This window comes from Bacillus sp. Au-Bac7 (genome assembly GCF_021341655.1).
Classification (GTDB): domain Bacteria; phylum Bacillota; class Bacilli; order Bacillales; family Cytobacillaceae; genus Niallia.
This window is the reverse complement of record NZ_JAJTTG010000030.1, coordinates 1-18,268: the sequence shown is the minus strand read 5'-3', so window position 1 is coordinate 18,268 and position 18,268 is coordinate 1. Positions and strand designations below refer to the sequence as shown.

General features: G+C 40.2%; 9 protein-coding genes and 8 tRNA genes. 16 read left to right on the top strand and 1 reads right to left on the bottom strand.

Annotated features, from left to right (window positions below; genetic code table 11):
- The first annotated feature begins 18 nt into the window (after nucleotides 1-18).
- The 15 genes from LXM54_RS27270 to LXM54_RS27200 all read left to right on the top strand — a co-directional run bounded on the left by LXM54_RS27270 (nucleotide 19) and on the right by LXM54_RS27200 (nucleotide 10,094).
- Nucleotides 19-94, top strand: a tRNA-Phe gene (locus LXM54_RS27270).
- An 8-nt stretch (nucleotides 95-102) separates the two neighbouring features.
- Nucleotides 103-186 (top strand) — tRNA-Tyr (locus LXM54_RS27265).
- Nucleotides 187-195: 9 nt separating this feature from the next.
- Nucleotides 196-269 (top strand) — tRNA-Trp (locus LXM54_RS27260).
- A gap of 13 nt (nucleotides 270-282) precedes the next feature.
- Nucleotides 283-358 (top strand) — tRNA-His (locus tag LXM54_RS27255).
- Nucleotides 359-402: 44 nt separating this feature from the next.
- Nucleotides 403-477: transfer RNA gene (locus tag LXM54_RS27250), tRNA-Gln, on the top strand.
- 4 nt (nucleotides 478-481) lie between these two features.
- Nucleotides 482-556: transfer RNA gene (locus tag LXM54_RS27245), tRNA-Gly, on the top strand.
- Between the two features lie 10 nt (nucleotides 557-566).
- Nucleotides 567-640: transfer RNA gene (locus tag LXM54_RS27240), tRNA-Cys, on the top strand.
- Nucleotides 641-652: 12 nt separating this feature from the next.
- A tRNA-Leu gene (locus LXM54_RS27235) sits at nucleotides 653-733 on the top strand.
- Nucleotides 734-1,328: 595 nt separating this feature from the next.
- Nucleotides 1,329-2,186, top strand: a complete 858-nt coding sequence (locus LXM54_RS27230; protein WP_233319443.1) for a type II toxin-antitoxin system SpoIISA family toxin — start codon at nucleotides 1,329-1,331, stop codon at nucleotides 2,184-2,186.
- A gap of 79 nt (nucleotides 2,187-2,265) precedes the next feature.
- Complete coding sequence (locus tag LXM54_RS27225) at nucleotides 2,266-2,487, top strand: hypothetical protein (RefSeq protein WP_233319442.1); 222 nt, start codon at nucleotides 2,266-2,268, stop codon at nucleotides 2,485-2,487.
- 64 nt (nucleotides 2,488-2,551) lie between these two features.
- A complete protein-coding gene (locus LXM54_RS27220; RefSeq protein ID WP_233319440.1) occupies nucleotides 2,552-2,704 on the top strand; it encodes a hypothetical protein in 153 nt (50 codons plus the stop codon).
- Nucleotides 2,705-3,045: 341 nt separating this feature from the next.
- Complete coding sequence (locus LXM54_RS27215; RefSeq protein WP_233319438.1) at nucleotides 3,046-6,813, top strand: SpaA isopeptide-forming pilin-related protein; 3,768 nt, start codon at nucleotides 3,046-3,048, stop codon at nucleotides 6,811-6,813.
- 60 nt (nucleotides 6,814-6,873) lie between these two features.
- Nucleotides 6,874-8,367: a SpaH/EbpB family LPXTG-anchored major pilin gene (locus tag LXM54_RS27210; protein ID WP_233319436.1), complete on the top strand. Its 1,494-nt coding sequence runs from the start codon at nucleotides 6,874-6,876 to the stop codon at nucleotides 8,365-8,367.
- A 60-nt stretch (nucleotides 8,368-8,427) separates the two neighbouring features.
- Nucleotides 8,428-9,258, top strand: coding sequence for a class C sortase (locus LXM54_RS27205; protein ID WP_233319433.1), 831 nt, complete (start codon nucleotides 8,428-8,430; stop codon nucleotides 9,256-9,258).
- Nucleotides 9,255-10,094, top strand: coding sequence for a class C sortase (locus LXM54_RS27200; protein WP_233319432.1), 840 nt, complete (start codon nucleotides 9,255-9,257; stop codon nucleotides 10,092-10,094). Before LXM54_RS27205 ends, LXM54_RS27200 begins: the two co-directional genes overlap by 4 nt.
- 14 nt (nucleotides 10,095-10,108) lie before the next feature.
- On the opposite strand, the gene LXM54_RS27195 is transcribed toward LXM54_RS27200, so the two are convergent.
- Nucleotides 10,109-12,307, bottom strand: a complete 2,199-nt coding sequence (locus LXM54_RS27195; RefSeq protein WP_233319430.1) for a choice-of-anchor I family protein — start codon at nucleotides 12,305-12,307, stop codon at nucleotides 10,109-10,111.
- Nucleotides 12,308-12,599: 292 nt separating this feature from the next.
- On the opposite strand from LXM54_RS27195, the gene LXM54_RS27190 reads away from it, so the two are divergent.
- Nucleotides 12,600-18,268: lamin tail domain-containing protein (locus LXM54_RS27190; protein WP_233319428.1), on the top strand; the 5,669-nt coding region annotated here is incomplete at its 3' end.

Genomic DNA, 18,268 nt, shown 5'->3' with positions numbered 1-18,268 from the left:
TTTCAAAAAAAGTATAAAGGCTCAGTAGCTCAGTCGGTAGAGCAAAGGACTGAAAATCCTTGTGTCGGCGGTTCGATTCCGTCCTGAGCCACCATTTATGTCGGAGGGGTAGCGAAGTGGCTAAACGCGGCGGACTGTAAATCCGCTCCTTCGGGTTCGGCGGTTCGAATCCGTCCCCCTCCACCATTTGAATACAGGGGTATAGTTTAAAGGTAGAACAGAGGTCTCCAAAACCTCCGGTGTGGGTTCGATTCCTACTACCCCTGCCAAATGAATAACATGGCGGATATGGCGAAGTGGTTAACGCATCGGATTGTGGCTCCGACACTCGTGGGTTCGATTCCCATTATTCGCCCCATATATATTTATAATAATTTTTGATAATCCTGAATATAATGTTATTGGGCTATAGCCAAGCGGTAAGGCAACGGACTTTGACTCCGTCACTCGTTGGTTCGAATCCAGCTAGCCCAGCCATTATGCGGAAGTAGTTCAGTGGTAGAACATCACCTTGCCAAGGTGGGGGTCGCGGGTTCGAACCCCGTCTTCCGCTCCATTATTGTCAAGGCGGCATAGCCAAGTGGTAAGGCCAAGGTCTGCAAAACCTTTATCACCGGTTCAAATCCGGTTGCCGCCTCCAAAAAATTATTACGCCGGTGTGGCGGAATTGGCAGACGCGCACGACTCAAAATCGTGTTCCTCTGGAGTGCCGGTTCGACCCCGGCCACCGGTATCAATTAAGTAAACCAGCTCCTAGTTTAATAGGAAGCTGGTTTTTTTGTGTACATAAACAAGTAAACTAAATATACATACCTTCATAGAAAGAACGATCTTATTGTATATGACACTGAGCTTTCAGATTTTATTGCAAGAAAATGCAATGTCCTCAAGCTGACAAATCCAACTCCAATTTTTTCAGATCTTGTCCTTAAGATTATGTATAACACTTTGGAAAGGGTAAATGTCACGTCTCCAGAAATAAGAAAGCTGCATGTGGACGAATTGCAGAACAAGAAAAACTAAGCAGCAACTCATAAGAAAAAATTCTGTGTTTTGCTATCTTTAAACCTCTTTTTCGAATGTATCTACAGTCTGACAGAGAACACATTATTCCCTAATTTTTGTGTAATAAAGAATTCAGAAGATAATCTAGCAAATATGTCCTATTTTTGGTGTTTTTGGTTATAAAGGGAAGTTTTGGTTCCAAATAAATCCAGATATTTGGTAGAATTACTATAACACTATAAAGTTATTAATAACCTATACCGCTAGAGCACTATACTTGTCCAGTCTTCAATCACTGCTCAAAAGAGGGGAAGGAAACAGGGATGATGATTAGAAAAGATTCACAGAAGCAGATAATCAAGATTGCATTTCCGCTTGTTGTTTTCGCCCTTATAGTGTTGATGAAAAATTATTGGGGCAATGAGGCTGTTGCTTTTTTGCAAGGGAATAAATGGAGTTTATTAATTGGATTTACGGCTACTATGTTATATATTAGCTGGGCGTTTCCGATTTTTTTCCGAGAGTACAAGCAGAACTTGAGACGGACATGGTATTTTTTATTCATTGTTGGCATGATATTGCTGCTGATGGATATGGGATTTAAGGAGAGCGAATGGAGGAGCTACGCATTAATGGCTCTTATGTTTGTTTTTGTAGACTTGGCAATATTTATCACACCGAATATAAAACGAATCGGGGTAGCAGAAGTAGAAAGCATCAATGAAGTAGAAAGTATTAATGATGAAATGAAAAAGGTAATCATTCAGACGAAAAGCAGGAGTAAGCAGTTCACAACCATTTTAGACAGTATTGCCACCTATTCGTTTGGAACGCAGGATTGGACTGACATAGAAGACTATCGTATAAGCCTTGAGGACTTCCTGTATGCTTATGGCGAAGTATGCAGACAGGATATTACCGTTTTCTGCAAGGAGGATGATATCATCTTTTCTGCTGAAGTCGGGACCACTCTCGGGATAGAACTGGAGGAAGATCAGCTGAATCGCTTAAATGAAGAGACAATTGTGCAATTAGACAATAAAACGGTACTTATTCCTTTCACGAAATTAATCCATCCTGTCGTTATTTCTGTTGAATCGGAAAAGGAGCCCTTGCTGCAAATTGATTTTGACTATATCATTGACCTTGCAGTAATTCACTCCTGGTACAAAGAGCATTAAAAACGGGCGCTCTTATAGGTGGAAGATTCATGAATATAATGATAAAATGGAAGTATAAACAAGGAAAGGAACAGATATCATGGAGGACAAAGATTACACGATGCCTGCAGTCAGAGAAGCTGGTCGGATAAGAAAGAAAAACCAATCACCTCTTATTGTTAAAAAATCAACATCATCTCTTCCACATGTTCCTACAGCATTATATACAAGGGAATTGTTCGAAAAGAGTGATGAAGTGGTCAATCACTTAAAATACAACAAGACTGCCAGAGGAACAAATATAATCCATCTGCATGATTAAGAAACACATATTTTGCCTATACAGTAAATATACTAAGCTTATGATAATAACAGCGTGGGGGAATATGATGACATCAAAGAAAAGAAAAAGTCCCTTTTTACTGGAAAAGCCAAGCGGAAAGCTGCCGAAAGGCGATCTTGAGCAGGATGTCTTATTGGAGCTTAATGCCGAGCTGAAATACAAATTACGACAACTAAAGATGAAAATACTTGATTAACATATAAATATCACAAGAAATAACAGCTTGACCTCAACAGGTTAAGCTGTTTTTTTGTATGTTAAAATTTCACTTCCTATTTTTGTCACAAAATATACAAGGTTTTTGATCCCCCAAGTATCTATTTTTAATTAATTACATACTCACCTTGATTTTCCTTTATCTTCCTATTTTGAGATGGATAAAGACTATTATAATCAGCATTCTTCTATTACTATTCCAAAATAGAAACTGACCGTTCCACGAAAGAAACACATTAACTGAATAGCTCCTTTGAAATTTGCATGTATCTGTTATTTTTTTTGTGAACTTCTCCCTTTCATTAAAGCAAGGAGGCAGAAATGAAAAGAGCAATAATTTCAAATAAGTTATTTTCGCTGCTATTGATAATTTCGCTAATCATTACAATGATTCCGATGGAGATATATGCAGTTGGAGATATAAATGCTAGCAATGACCCTGCAGGCGAACAGCTGGAGACTGAAGGAACTGAAAATGACTTGAATCAAAATTCAAATGAAGCAGAACCGGTAGAGACAGATACAGATAAGGAAGAAAGGGAGAAAGAGCCAGCCGTTAATGCTGGTGATAATGCAGACGACAAAGAGCTTGTAAAGGAAGGAGAGAAAAAGGAACAACAGCCTACGGCACAACAAGAGGATGACGAACCCGCCTCAGAGCAAGAAACAGCAAAAGAGGAAGCACCAGTAGAAGAAACACCAAAAGAAGAAACATCTGCACCAACAAACCCAAAAAGCTATATGCAAAGGGCCGATAATGGAACAGATGCAGGTTCATTCGGGCTGATTTACCTTACGAAGTTCACCAAAGTGAATGCTGGTGGATTTGGCGGAATGGCATTGGACTATGACAAAAACATCTGGACATGGGGATGGAATTATTTCTTCCAACTAGGCTTGAATATTTCTGATATGTTCAAGAGTGTGGGCGGAATGACAAAAATCACTGAGTTCATGAAGGATGGAAAGATAATAACCGATGTGAAATTCGATGATACGCTCTCCAATTGGCATACGCGTATTGCTTTATCCACTACAGGTGATGTGTACGTATGGGGATTGGGTGCAGCCGGGGAGATGGGAAATGGACAAGTAGGTATAGGGGTATCTATTCCTACTGCTGTAGAAAACCTGCCTAAAATTAAAACAATCTTTACTAATGCAGGCGTACATGCAACAACAATATTTGCAATAGCTGAAAATAATGAGCTGTGGTGCTGGGGTACAAATAAATATGGCCAATTGGGGATTGGCGACGCAGCGGAGATGCAGCCAACTCCTGTAAAGGTTCAGTTGCCTAGCGACATGGGGTCAATTGTCAAAATTATCGGAGGCGATGGTCAAACCCAAATATTGGATGATAAAGGCGACATTTATATGGCCGGTTGGAAATACGGAGGTAGACAAGGAGACGGCAGCGAGTACACAGAAAAAGATAAAGAGAATTCCCCACAAGTAAACATATTCACAAAGCTCGAAAAACCAGCTGGCATGGGTAAGATAACAGATATATCCTCAGCTGTTGGACTGAATACAGCTTTGGATGAAAATCACAAAGTATGGCAATGGGGTATGTTTGATTACAGTCGAGAAGATAATACTATCATACAAAAAATAATAAGTTTTCGTCCGGTAATTCTTGAAATTGATGAAGGAGAAGCTGGTTATACCCCTATTCCCCAATCGTTATCATCAGGTGACCTAGTTCATTTTTTTATTGATCAGTATGGAAAAACATGGGCATGGGGTTACAACTACTTTTATGGATTTGGAAAGGAAGGGAGCTCACTGACTTCAGAGGACGATCTTACAAAAGTGGCTCAGCAATGGCCGAAGCAAATTGGAGATGGCGATACACAGCTGTATGATTCAGATCCTAAGCTGCCAGTCTATCTTACTGGGGACAGTCAAACAGGTGTTGCAGCAAATGATTATTTTGGGTATTCCATTCCTGATAGTATAAACCATCCTACCATTTATGATGAAAAATATATGCTTAAAGATTCTAAAGGCAATGTATTGGACAAAGATGGGATTACAAAAATTGCTTATCAGGCGGAAACAGAAGGAAGCTGGTTGAAAGGCTTTTATTATAAGCTGGACAAAAATGGAGACAAAACTACAGAGATTGGCACGCCGATAGTCGATCCAGTGGAAAAACCATGGATTGACACAGCGTTTAAGGAAGTTCCTTATGTGCAGCAAATCGCCTCCTTTTTATCGCAATATATGATACTGGATCGAGATGGAAATATATTTACTTGGGGATCGAATGAAGGCAGGGGGATAATTTCTTGGGGTTCTGATTACAATCCCAAGTATGACAGAGGTGGCAGTGTAGAGGAAGGGCTTTATGAAGAAGCAGTACATGAAGTCATGTATATGCGCGGCCAGCCGAGAATGGGAATAGCAACTGTAAAACCATCTAAACCAGCTAAAAAGGTTTATAAGGAAGCAGGAGAAACCAATGTAGATACGGCAAAAATCACAGTTGATATACCGGCGTCATCCTTTAATGAGGAGCTGCCGTCATATGTTACTAACTCGATTACGAGCATCAAATATATCGTTGTTCCATATGAGAGGAATATGGATATGGATGATGAAATCAGTCCTGAAGAATTCAAGGAGCTGTATGCAGACAGCGACTTTGAAAAGGGAGAGTTACTTGAAGAACCGGTCTTAGCCGAGACGGAAGATACATCGAAGACTTTTGAATTGGAAATCACAGATAACAGCATGATCTATTTTCTTATCGAGGATGAGCGTTATCGAGTGACACGGGAAGACGGGTCGACACAACATCATATGACTACCTATATTCCAGCAACATATATTGCTGACAATATTTATACGAAAACAGTGCTGAAACATGTTGGATTGGGAACTGAAGATGGACAAGAGGATATCCAAGTTTATAATGCAACAGACGACCATGTCAGAAACGTTACGAACGATGAGGAGTTTTATGGTCTTCCCTTAGGTAAGGACGGTTATGTAATCGGCACAGATGAAGCTGGCAATACGATTGAATCAGAGAAGCCAACTTTTGGGTATGACAAAGTCAGGATTAAGAGTTATGAAGCCGCTGGCAATGAAGGCATCCCTGAAGGAGTTATGCCATACTGGACATTTATAAATCAGAATCAGGAAGCGGAATATACATTAAATCACCTGAAATACTTAAGCGCTGATGATAAATTTTTCATCCATGATTTTTATTATGAGAAGAATCTTGACTACTGGCCGGCAGTCAGCGGCAAGAAGGTTTGGGATGATGATAATGTTCCAGCCTTACGGCCTGAGAGTCTGCAATTGAAGCTGTATAGATATAAACGGGATATCAGTTTAAATGCTGACGGAACATTTACTGGCACTGGTGAACTTATGGAAGAATCAAAAGAATTGGTGGATGAATTGACCGTAGAGGAAAATGATAACGGCGAATGGCTATTTGACTTTGGCAGACATCAAGGCTTTCAATACGGCTATCGGGTCGAGGAGGATTATAACGGGCCTTATCAGCTAATGGGTATTGAATATCAAAATCTAGGTCCAAAAGAAGATCCAATTCAGGATTTGACTAATATTCTTATCACAAACGAGCTTGGCCAGTTTAGTACGATGAAGCTTCAAAAAACAGATGAAGAAGGCAGTTTAATAAAGGATGGCAATGCTGTATTTGAATTAAAAGCAGCCGGTGATGGGATAGTTTTAGATGAAAATCAAGAGCTTGCTGACAGCTTAACACTGGAGACTGATAATGGAGTTATTCTCTTCCCGAAACAAGCTCCCGGCACTTACAGCCTGAGGGAAACAGAATCTCCAGATGGGTTCAGGCTGCTTCAAGGAGAAATTACGATAGTGATAGATTCAGAGGGAAAGATGACAGCAGCATATGGTAACGAGACTATAGATGTGGTCAGTGAAACACAGCAGGACGGAAGTGTCATCTACTCCTATGATGTAATTAATTATCAAAAGGGCAGCTTGCCGTTAAGCGGAGGAATCGGAACAATCGCCTTCACGCTTGCAGGAGCACTGCTTATATTTGGTGCCATTTATTTTTCGCGAAGAAGAAGCACATAATCTCTTATACTAAAAAAAATCCTCGCGTAGTAAATTTATAAATTAACAGGAGGAATAAGAATGAAGAAAGTAATGAAGCTTATTTTCGCATCACTTATTATTACAGCATTAGGTTTAGGAGGCTTTACTGTTGATGCAGCGTCCACCATTGACCCGAATAAAACAGGTAGCATAACGGTTCATAAATTAAGCATGGGGGAAGAGTCAATAACGTTTCCGGGGACTGGGGTAGAAGGAGCGATTCCAGATGGAACAGAGCCGCTTCCTGGTGCAGAGTTTGAGATAGTTCAAACACATAAGCTAGATGAAGCTACAGGCAATATCGTAGCACTTGGGAATTCAGACACTGCTTATACAGACACTCTTGTAACGAATAGTGAGGGGATTGTATTATTTGATGATCTGCCGCTGGGAAGGTATGAAATGAAAGAAATTTCGGCACCGCCTGGGCATGCAGCAGATACAACTACTTATCAAATCGACATTCCTTTAGTCGGTGAGGATGGAGATTTATTCTATCAAAATGGCGAACTTGTATATGATGTTCATATTTATCCGAAAAATGAACCATTTTCTGCAGATAAATCGCAAAGACCAGCTGGTGAAGGCGAGTACAGGGCACCGGAACAAAATAATCCAATGTCTATAGCTGTAGGTGACAGCATCGATTACAAAATTAATGCTAATGTACCTGCAGATATTGCAGGGAATGTTAAGGATGAGCAAGGAAATGACATTCGTAAATATAAGGAAGCATCTGTGATTGATATACTAGATTCGCGTTTGACATATGCAGAGAATACAGGAGTGCTTTCCATCATTAGAGATGGTGAAGCTATCGAACTGGTGCAAGGAAACGATTATTCTATTGTTTTTGACTCTGGTTCAAACACTTTAAAGGCAGTAATGAATGCTGATGGAATGCTGAAGTTAGCAGCAGGAGATCAATTGGAATTTAGCTTTTCCGTAAAGGTTAATGAACAGGCCATAGATGATATAAGGCCAATTGAAAACAAAGGTAATATTGTATTAACAATCCATGATGGAACAGAAAACACAGTAGATACAAATGGAGTATACACAGAAACACAAGAAGGCTCTATTGAGTTAAACAAAGTCGATTCTTTAAAGAAGGAACCTCTAGCTGGAGCCAAGTTTCAATTATATAAAGCACTTGGTGAAGATGAACAAGCTCCTGATGAGGCAATTACAATTGACGGCATAGTGGCGGTGCCACTAAGTGCTGAGCAAACAACAGATGGAAACGGAAAAATTTATTGGCGACAGCTTTCAATCGGCACATATTTTATTGTCGAAACAGAAGCACCGTCAGGCTATAACAACCTAACTGAACCAATTAAGGTAAAAGTAGAAAGAGAAAGTTCTGCTACTTCTGAATTAGAGCTTCACCCAACCCTGCAAGTAGAGAACGTCAAAAAAGGCATTATCCCGCAAACCGGCGGAATCGGGACAATCATTTTCACAGTCATTGGATTGGTACTTATGATTGGTGCAGCATTCCTTCTGAAAAATAGAAAAGGCGATACAGCTTAAAAGTTAAAAGAAGAATGTGGGAGCTGATTCTCTTGCATTCTTCTTTTTAGGAGGTGCAGCATGAGAAGAAAGCTCCTTGTAGCAATCATATTTTTAATCGGTGTGGGAGTTTTTACTTTTCCCCTTATTTCTAATTGGTATAATAACAGGCTTCAATACAATATGATTGAAGGCTATGAGGATAAGGTGGGCGGGTTATCTGACAAAATAAAAGAAAAACGCCTGCAAGATGCAGAGGCATTTAATAACAGATTAGCATCTGGAAGCATCGCTTATCTCGACCCATTTTCAGCAAGTTCCAAACAGAAGGAGGGAGGAGCTGTTAAGTATCCGGAAGGCTTTTTGGAAGGAGAAGTAATCGGCGCTGTTGAGATTCCGAAAATTTCTGTAAAGCTGCCGATTCTTTTAGGTGTGTCAGATAAGATACTGGCTAAAGGTGTCGGATATTTGCCGTCATCCTCTTTGCCTGTTGGCGGAAAAGGCGTTCATACTGTCTTAACTGGTCATCGAGGTTTGCCTACAGCTGAGCTGTTTCGCAATTTAGATAAGCTAAATAAGGGCGATGTCTTTTATGTGAAAAGCTTAGGAAGGACTTTAGCTTATAAAGTGGATCAAATAAAAGTTGTTGAGCCGGAACAAGTGGAGGATCTTGCAATCATAAAAGACAAAGATTATACAACATTAATAACATGCGAGCCTTATATGATTAATACACATCGCATGCTTGTCAGAGGGCATAGAATACCATTCGTATCAGCAGATGAGGCAATGGATATCGAGTCATTTTTCATGCGCTATTTAGAGTATATTATCTCGCTGGCACTCATTTTATTGATCATTATCATTCTGATTATCAGGGACAGAAGAAAGGCAAAAAGGGATACGGAATGATGCTGAAAAAAATAATAGGAATGACAATATTTCTTGTTGGTTTATGTATTCTTTTATATCCGCAATGGATTATTTTCTATAACGACTTTAAACGTGATCGAGCAATAGCTTCCTATTATGAGCAAGCAGCAGTCAGCAAGTTTGCGGTGGAGAAGGAGTCTGCCAGTATATTAAATGCAGAGATGGAGAATTGGGGAGATGGGCAAATTGATCCGTTTGGTGAAGATAAAGCAGATCAACAAGGAGAAGCAGGAGATGAAATCATCGGTTATTTAGAACTGCCGAAAATCGGTGAGAATCTGCCGATTTATATGGGAGCGACAGATGATCATTTGAGCAAGGGAATTGGTATTATCCAAGGGACATCGTTGCCTTATGGCGGTGTTAATACCCATTCTGTATTAGCAGGCCATCGAGGCTATAAATATTCACGGTTTTTACGCAATATAGATGATATGGTAACAGGAGATATTTTCTTTGTTCATATATATGGAGAAAAACATGCTTATAAAGTTTATGAGAAAGAAACAATATTGCCGACGCAAACGGACAAGCTGGACTTAATTCCAGATAAGGATATTATAACACTATTAACATGCCATCCATACGGAAGCAGCACTTATCGCCTCTTAGTAAAAGGAGAACGCACAACGGTGGAAAAGGAGAAAATAAAGAAAGAAAACCAATATTTTGATAAAGCTGCTTTCTTTCAATACCGTCTGATGAACCGTGCAATAGTTGTGATTGGTACAATTATGATTGCGGCAATTTTTATCGCCTTTTTCAGGCTGATTTTTACCTCCATTAAAGAAAGGAAAAATCCCCCTTTGTCATAACAGGGGGATTGCGCTTATGCTAACTTTCGTTTTGCAATAAAGTAAAGAATTCCGCCGCCGGCAAGAATGATACCGCCATACAATAAGAAGCTGTAATTGCTTGTTGCTGTATCAGGCAGTGCATTGCCATCGTTGTTGTCGTCATTTCCAGCTACAGTCTCGACAACCTCTGTATTATCAGACTCATTGCTGTTATTGTCACTGCTGTTCTCAGTGCTAGAGTTATCTTGATCGTTTTGTGAAGAGGTTTCTTCGTCAGGAATATTGCTGCCAGTCTCAGTATCTGTGTCTGTATCTTGGTCAGCATCATTTTCATCATCAGCTACAACTGGTGCAGTAACTGTAATAACACTAGTTGCCTGGTGTTTTTTATCAGCCGTTTCTACAGTAATTGTCGCAGTTCCTGGCGCTACAGCTGTGATTAGCCCTGTTTCATTTACTGTGGCAATATTTGCGTCAGAGCTTGTCCATGTTAATTCTTTACTCTCTGTTGTGTTTGCTGGTTTAACGGAAGCAGTAAGGGCTAAAGTTTTGCTAACTTCCAAGGTGGCTTCTGTTTCAGTTAGAGCAATCTCTTCAATCGGGATAACCTGTTCTGTTTGGTACTCGTTAACTGATACAGTACCACTTACCTCATTGCCGACAAGTACAAGAGGTCTGCCTGTAGGACTATCTGCTGCTTCAATAAACTCAAGTCCTTCTGGTGCCACATCTCCGGAAACAGCACTAGAGAAATCTCTCGTATTTAAATAGTTAGCAAAAGACGGGGAAGAAGGATTAGAGATATTATAGGTCATGTAACCGCCGATTCTTTCAAGTCCGATAAATGCATATAAATCATTACCGATCTGACCGACTTTAACATCTTCAGGCTCAGGTCCTTTTTTGGCACTTCTTTTCTCAAAAACATTATCATCATTTGACCAGTTAAATACATCAGGATATTGGGCTGCTGTAATATCCTCAAAGTCGCTGCCGCTGTCGTATACTAGCTCCATCGTATCTGCTTTCCAAATGGAGAAGGAACGGCCGCCGAGTGTATATATTGCATCTGTGCCTCTGTCTGTTAGCACTTCTAACTTGTCATAGTCTCCTGAATCCTTCATATCCTGGAAGGCTGCTTCTGCTTCCTCTTTTGTAAAGCCTTTAAACAGGGAAGTATCCAAAGTAATGGAATCTTTTACTTTTTTGAAGTCTTCAATATTAACAAATTCTTCCCACTCTGTCGCGTCACCTTCATTTGCAGTAAGCAGATACTCTACACCGCCAATTTCTGTTTGTGCAATGGAGTCAGGCATATAAGCACCTAGAATCGGCAATTGTTTAATCTCAATTTTATCATTGCGGGCTGCATCCAAGCCATTTCCTTCTACGGAATGGTCTTTGTATCCTAGTGATTTAACAGATAGCACCTTGCCTGTTTTTACGTCGATGGATGCAACTGCGTTATTTTCTTGCAGAGTTACATAAGCTTTGCTGGCATCCTTATTCAAAGCAAGATATTCTGGCTCAAGATCATGGACTGCATCTGCTGTCGTTCCATTATTGCGGATATGTACATCTTGATCAATAACACTTGTATCGTTAAATTTTACTTGTTGTACTTCCTTTGTGTCGTAATTAACGATAGTGACAGAACCTTCTGGATCAACTCCGTTTTCAAGCCCTTGTCTTGGCTCTGCTTCGTCTGCAGTCAAGATGAAATTCCCATCATCTGAAATCTTAACCATATCAGGCTGTACACCAGCTTCAAATGTTTCCTGCACTTCTCCATCATAGTTTATGACAACGATTCGTCCATTTTTCGTATAATCCGCATCTTGAACGGCAGCAGCTATAATCTTTTTATCTGTGTTAATATCTATGCTTGTTAAATCTCCATATTGAAAGGAGTCTGAATTGACTACATCAGCAATGTTAATAGACTTTTCCTTTTGTAGGTTCTGTACTTCTGTGGAGTATAAACCTGACATGTTTACAACATCAATTGTCTGGGCTTTGCCATTAATAACATAAAATTTCTCATTATCCTTATTGTATTGGACGATTTCGGCAACGCCGCCATCCTCATCTGTAATGCCAGTACTGTAACTAGCAATTTTTTTCACGTCTAAGCTGCTGTCAGCAAGTGTGATGGATGGGTAGGCAGAAAACAACATTAAGCCTGTCAGTGATAATGTGGAAATTCCCTTTAATTTTTTTGATAGCTTCATTTTTCCTCTTGTTCCTCCTCTATATAATTGGGTCTAAAGATAGAATAGCTTTCTACTATGGTATAAATATCTGAATTATGTAATTTTTTTGTTTTCATTTTGTAAATAGCGAATAACGCAGATGGGACATGGGGTTACTGCAGAAATTCGGTCAAAAGGAAAAACTCTGCTAACATTCCATTTACATATATCCCCTTTTCTTTACAATTATTCACAAATTGTTAAAAGCAGTTTAAAAACTTTTTATTATGATGGACGAGGGAAGGAAAATGAATAAGCAGAGGAGGCAAATATGATTAGTCGCAAGAGGGGAAAGACGAGTAAGAAATGGATGTTGCTTGTGCTCATGGTTGTGTTCTTTTTTTCTACTATTTTTACAAGCAGCCGCCCTGCAGTATCGTACGCAGCAGAACCTTTAGAACCTCAGCAAGCGCCATCATCACCTGATGAAGAATCAGAAAAAAGCACAGACAGCTCCAGTGAAACAATCGATAAGGAGCAAAATGAAGCACCTGCTAATTCAGAAGAAGAAATAACAGAAGAAAAGCCTTCAGAAGAAACGGAAACAAAAGCAGCAGAGGAGCCTGTTGTAAAACAAGAGGAAGAAACGAAAACAGAGACTCCAGCTGAAGAAGTAACAGAAAAGCCTGCTGCAGAAGAACCGAAGCAGGAGGATGTGGAACAGCCGCAAGCGGAAGCTTCTGAAGAAGATTTCAGTAAGTACCCCCAGCTGTTAATAACAGAAATTTCTCCTGATTCTAAAGGGACTGATTCCTATGAGTATGTGGAAGTGTACAATAATACGAATCAGACACTTAATCTCGGAAGCTATGCCTTTTACTATCAATTTACAGATGGCAGCCAAGGTGATAAACTTCTCAGTTTGCCTGACAAGACAATTGCCTCAGGAGAAACCCAAGTGATTTGGTTCAATAAAGATGATTTAAACATAAGTGATTTTAATAAGCATTTTCAAACAGCTTTAACAGAAAAGCAACTTCTTTCTTTTAAAGGTGATTTCACTGGATTTGCAAACGGTGGAAATCGTGCAGTTGCGATAAAGAGCCTTACAGGAACCGAAATCATTTCTGCGAACTACTTGCCTGGAGAAACTGACAATACCGGGTTAACAGTTGCATATCGTTATCCTGCTAATGGTACAGTCATGGACAAGCTGAAAACGAAAGCTGCTCCAACACCTGGTACCTTATTGGAAGATCAAGTTCCAGCTAGTCAAGTGGAGATTAGTCCTCCAGCTGCTGATAATGAAGCTCCGCAAATTTCACATAGCGCAGTTAAAAGCAGCAAACAGGGTACAGCCATTAAAATTGCAGCAAATATCGCAGATAATATGAAAATTCCGTCGGCAACTCTTCATTATAAACAAGAAGGGGAAGACACTTATCAGTCTATGCTCATGAGCAAGGATGCCAGCAGCATCACCGGCTTTTCTGCCGTAATTCCAGAGGAAGCTGTCCAAGCCAATATTCATTATTACATAGAGGCGACAGATGGAACATCAACTGCCAAAACAGAGGAATATGTGATTGAAGTAGCTAAACAGGAAGATACATATAGCTCCATACCGCTTCTTCTAACTGAATTGGCACCGAACTCAAAAGGAAGCGGCACAGACTACTATGAATATATTGAACTTTATAACAATACAAACCAGCCAGTATCATTGAAGAACTACTCATTTGCCTACCGCTACACAGATGGCAGCAGGGAAGATGTTAGTTTTAAAGTGCCTGATGCAGTTATTAAACCGCAATCAACGGTTGTGCTTTGGTTCAATAATGGTGATAAAGCCTTGGCTGATTTTAACAGTCAGTACGGCACAAGTTTAACAGAAGAAAACCTGCTGTCCTTTACTGATTCTTTCCCAGGATTCGCAAATGGAGGTAATCGGGCGATCATTATCAAAGATCGTGGCGGAAATGAGCTTGTTTCTGCGTCCTATTTGGGAGATGAAACTAATAATGACGGCAAGGTAATCCAATACTTGTTCCCGAAAAGCGGAACGGAAATGGAAAAGCTTGAGGTTCTAGCAAGTCCTAACCCAGGCAGTTTGAAACAAGGCCAAGTGCCGACAAAACCAGTTGAGCTTGATCAGTCTGACGATTCGAATCCGCCAACTATCAGCCATGAGGCAGTCAGCAGCGGAGAAGCCTTCGCCGATATTGCTGTTGAAGCTGTTGTGAAGGATGATAAGTCAAAACCGTTTGTAACATTGTACTATAAGTCAGAATCACAGAATGAGTATCTTTCTTTATCTATGACAGAGGATACAAAGGAAGCTGGCAAGTATAAAGCAGTTATACCTGCTGAAGATGTAGATTCTAATATAACGTACTATATTGAAGCAAGTGATGGAGCAAACAGTGCGGAAACAGACAAATTTACCGTTGCGGTCAAAAAGGTTAGTACGGATTATTCGAAAGTACCAGAGCTGTTTGTGACAGAATTGGTGCCTGACAGCTCGAATGTTAATTCAGCAGATGGCTATGAATTTATTGAAGTCTATAACAATACGAATAAACCAGTAAACTTTAAAGATTATAAGATTCAATACCGATATGGAACAGATCCTGCAAGTGATGTTGTCTGGCCATCGGTTCCTGAGGATGTTGTTATTCCGGCGAAAGGGACATTGGTATTCTGGATCATTAATAATGCTAATGGAGATAAGACGGTTGCCGACTTTAACGCTAATTACGGGACTAATCTTATGGAAAACAAAGATATTGTCCGCATTCAGAGTGATGGAATGGCGAACAGTGATTTAAGGGGAATTGCCGTTGCAACAAATACACAAGAAGAGATTAGTGTAGCTTACTATAATGATGTTCTCGGTGTGGATGATACTGCCGCTAACAAGGGGATTTTGTATAAATATCCGCAGGACGGCTCCACAACTGCAATTAAGGTAGGCAGCGGTGAAAAGTTAGGAACTCCAGGAAGTGTGGAAGCAAGTCAAGTGCCTGGCAAGCCAGTTGCTGTGGAGGAAGATACAACACCGCCGACAATTGAAAATACGACAGCACTAACAGAAACAGGAATAGAGGATATTACAGTTTCCGCAAAAGCAAATGATAATAACGGGGTAAAAACAGTTGCTGTTTATTATCGGACAAATGGTGAACAGGAATATGAGCGCCTTCTGTTGAAAAAGGATGGCAATGATAATCTCTATACAACGAGCATTTATGCTGCCAACTTTATTGCTAAAGAGTATGTCGAGTATTATTTGACTGCATCCGATGGTGTGAATGAAGTGCAGACAGAAAAGCAGCAAATCAAGATTAATAACCCGGAAAATGCAGAAGAGCTTCGCCTTAATGTAAAGGATGGCAGCATTGTCAGCGGCAATGTTCTGCTGAAAGGAACGTCGAGTAATCATGACGCTGATAAAGTAAAGCTTTTTATTGATGGAAAAGAATTGTCAGCAGCAATGAATCCGTCACTTGAAACACAAGCCTATTTGGCTGTTGAAATAAGCGGTCTGAATATGTATTTCAAAAATGCAATCACGATGGGTGATGAAATTATCCAGCTGCTTGATAAGGATAATATGTCATATTGGAAGACGTTTACGATTCCGATTGATGCTGAAAAACTGAAGCAGGGAGTCAATGAAATCACAGTCCGTGCCGGAAATAAAGCATCGCCGTTCCAGCTCGAAGAAAGTGAAGAAAACAGGGATGATTATTCATTGCGTAATGTCAGACTTGTGCTTGCAGACGGAACTATTTTAAGAGACCCAGAGAAGAGTGATCCCAATAAGATTTATGATATGGGAGATGACGGAACGTATCGTCCTTTCGAGCATTTCCATTTTACACTTAATAGTGAGCAAACTAGCGCTGCTGCCTATAATTGGGACAGTAAAACAGTTGGTGATGGAAAGCACACGATAAGTGCGAAGGATGGACAAAATGAAAAGTCTGTTTCCATCTTGGTGGACAATACGGCACCTGCTATTGAAACAAACATGAAAAAGCAAGAATACAGAGGAGCCTTTACCATTAATGCCAGCGCAAGTGATGAAATTGCTGGAGTAGAATCGTTCCAGATGATGCTTGATGATGAAATAATCGAAGCTCCATATGAAACAGCGTCATCTAAGCTTTCTCCAGGAGAACATGTATTATCTGTTACGGCAGTAGATAAGGCAGGCAATATTGCCGAAAAACAAGTGACTTTTACAGTGAATGATGAAAATCCAACAAAGCCCGAGCTTGTATCACCTGCAGATAATGGAGAAACTGTAAAAGGCAATCCACTTTTAAAAGTGAAGGTTGAAGATCCGACGAACGATAAGCTGGATGTTTCTTTTTATAAGGGCTTTAAATATTCAGCAAGTAGCAGCAATGTAAAAGCCTTTCAGCATGCGAGTGACACAGAGCCGCCAGCCGAGCAAAAGCCAGCAGGTGAGAAAGCACTGTCTGACAATGAAATTGCGTCCGTTTCAACGCTTGACGGAAAATATTTGACGACAGATTCTGATACACAATTCCCATATCATCGTTTTGATGTCGAGCTGGATTCATCAGTAGGCGAGGAAGATTTAGTGGAACTAGAGTGGAGCGGAAAATCGCTTGAAGGCCGAAAAGTATCTATGTATGCGTGGAGTTTTGTTGAAAACAAATGGAAAATGCTCACATATAAGATAGCTGGCAGTGCTGACTTTGAATTAAAAGCAAATGTAGCTGTCAAAGAGTTTGCGAAGGATTCCAAAATTAATGTTATTATTCAGGATGAAATCCCAAGCTCTCCAGATGAGTATGATTATACGTTTGTATGGATGTCAGACACACAATATTATGCGGAGAGCTACCCGTATATTTTCAAGCGCCAGACAGAGTGGATTGCTGAAATGAAGGACCAGCTGAAAATAAAGTATGTGTTCCATACTGGTGACCTTGTTGATGAAGCAGATAAAGAGCAGCAATGGAAATATGCCGATGAATATATGCAGGTGCTTGATGACAACGGCATTCCGTATGGTGTTTTGGCAGGAAATCATGATGTAGACCAGCTGTCGAATGACTATAACGAATATTATAAATGGTTCGGTGCAGACAGATTCAGCAGCAAGTCTTATTATGGAGATTCCTACAAAAACAACAGAGGACACTATGATTTAATTTCATCTGGCGGCAATGATTTTATCATGCTGTATATGGGCTGGGGCGTTGATGATGAGGATATTGCTTGGATGAATAACGTCCTTAAGCAATATCCAGGTCGCAAAGCAATCCTTAACTTCCATGAATATTTACTTGTTTCTGGGAACAGAAGCCCGATTGGTGAAAAGCTGTATGAAGAGGTTGTAAAACCAAACAAAAATGTACTCGCAGTATTAAGCGGTCATTACCATGATTCAGAAACACTTATCAGTGAAGTGGACGATAATGGTGATGGAACAGCTGACAGAGAAGTGTACCAAATGCTTGGTGATTATCAAGGAGGTCCTGAAGGAGGTCAAGGTTATTTAAAACTACTTCACTTTGATCAGGACAATAACCGAATTATTGTTAACACATACTCACCATATTTAGATGATTATAATTTCTATGATCCAGCAGAATATCCAGGTAAAGATGAGCTTGTTATAAACATGGACCTGGAAGCAGAGAAAAAGCGGGTTGCAACTGATTATTTCGCTGTTAATGTTTATACGAATGACGAAATCGGCAAACAGGAAAATGTCGACAGCGGCAAAACGGCAGAAGTCGAGTGGGAAGGGCTTGAAGAAGGCAAGGAATACGCCTGGTATGCTGTTGCAGCAGATGATTATACAGGAAAAGCTGTATCAACTATTTGGACTTTCATAAAAGGTGCAAAAGAGGACGATACAGGAACTCCTGAGGAACCTTCTGATGGAGATAACGGAGAAACGCCAGGAGACACAGACCCGTCTGATGGAGATAACGGAGAAGCGCCAGGAGACACAGA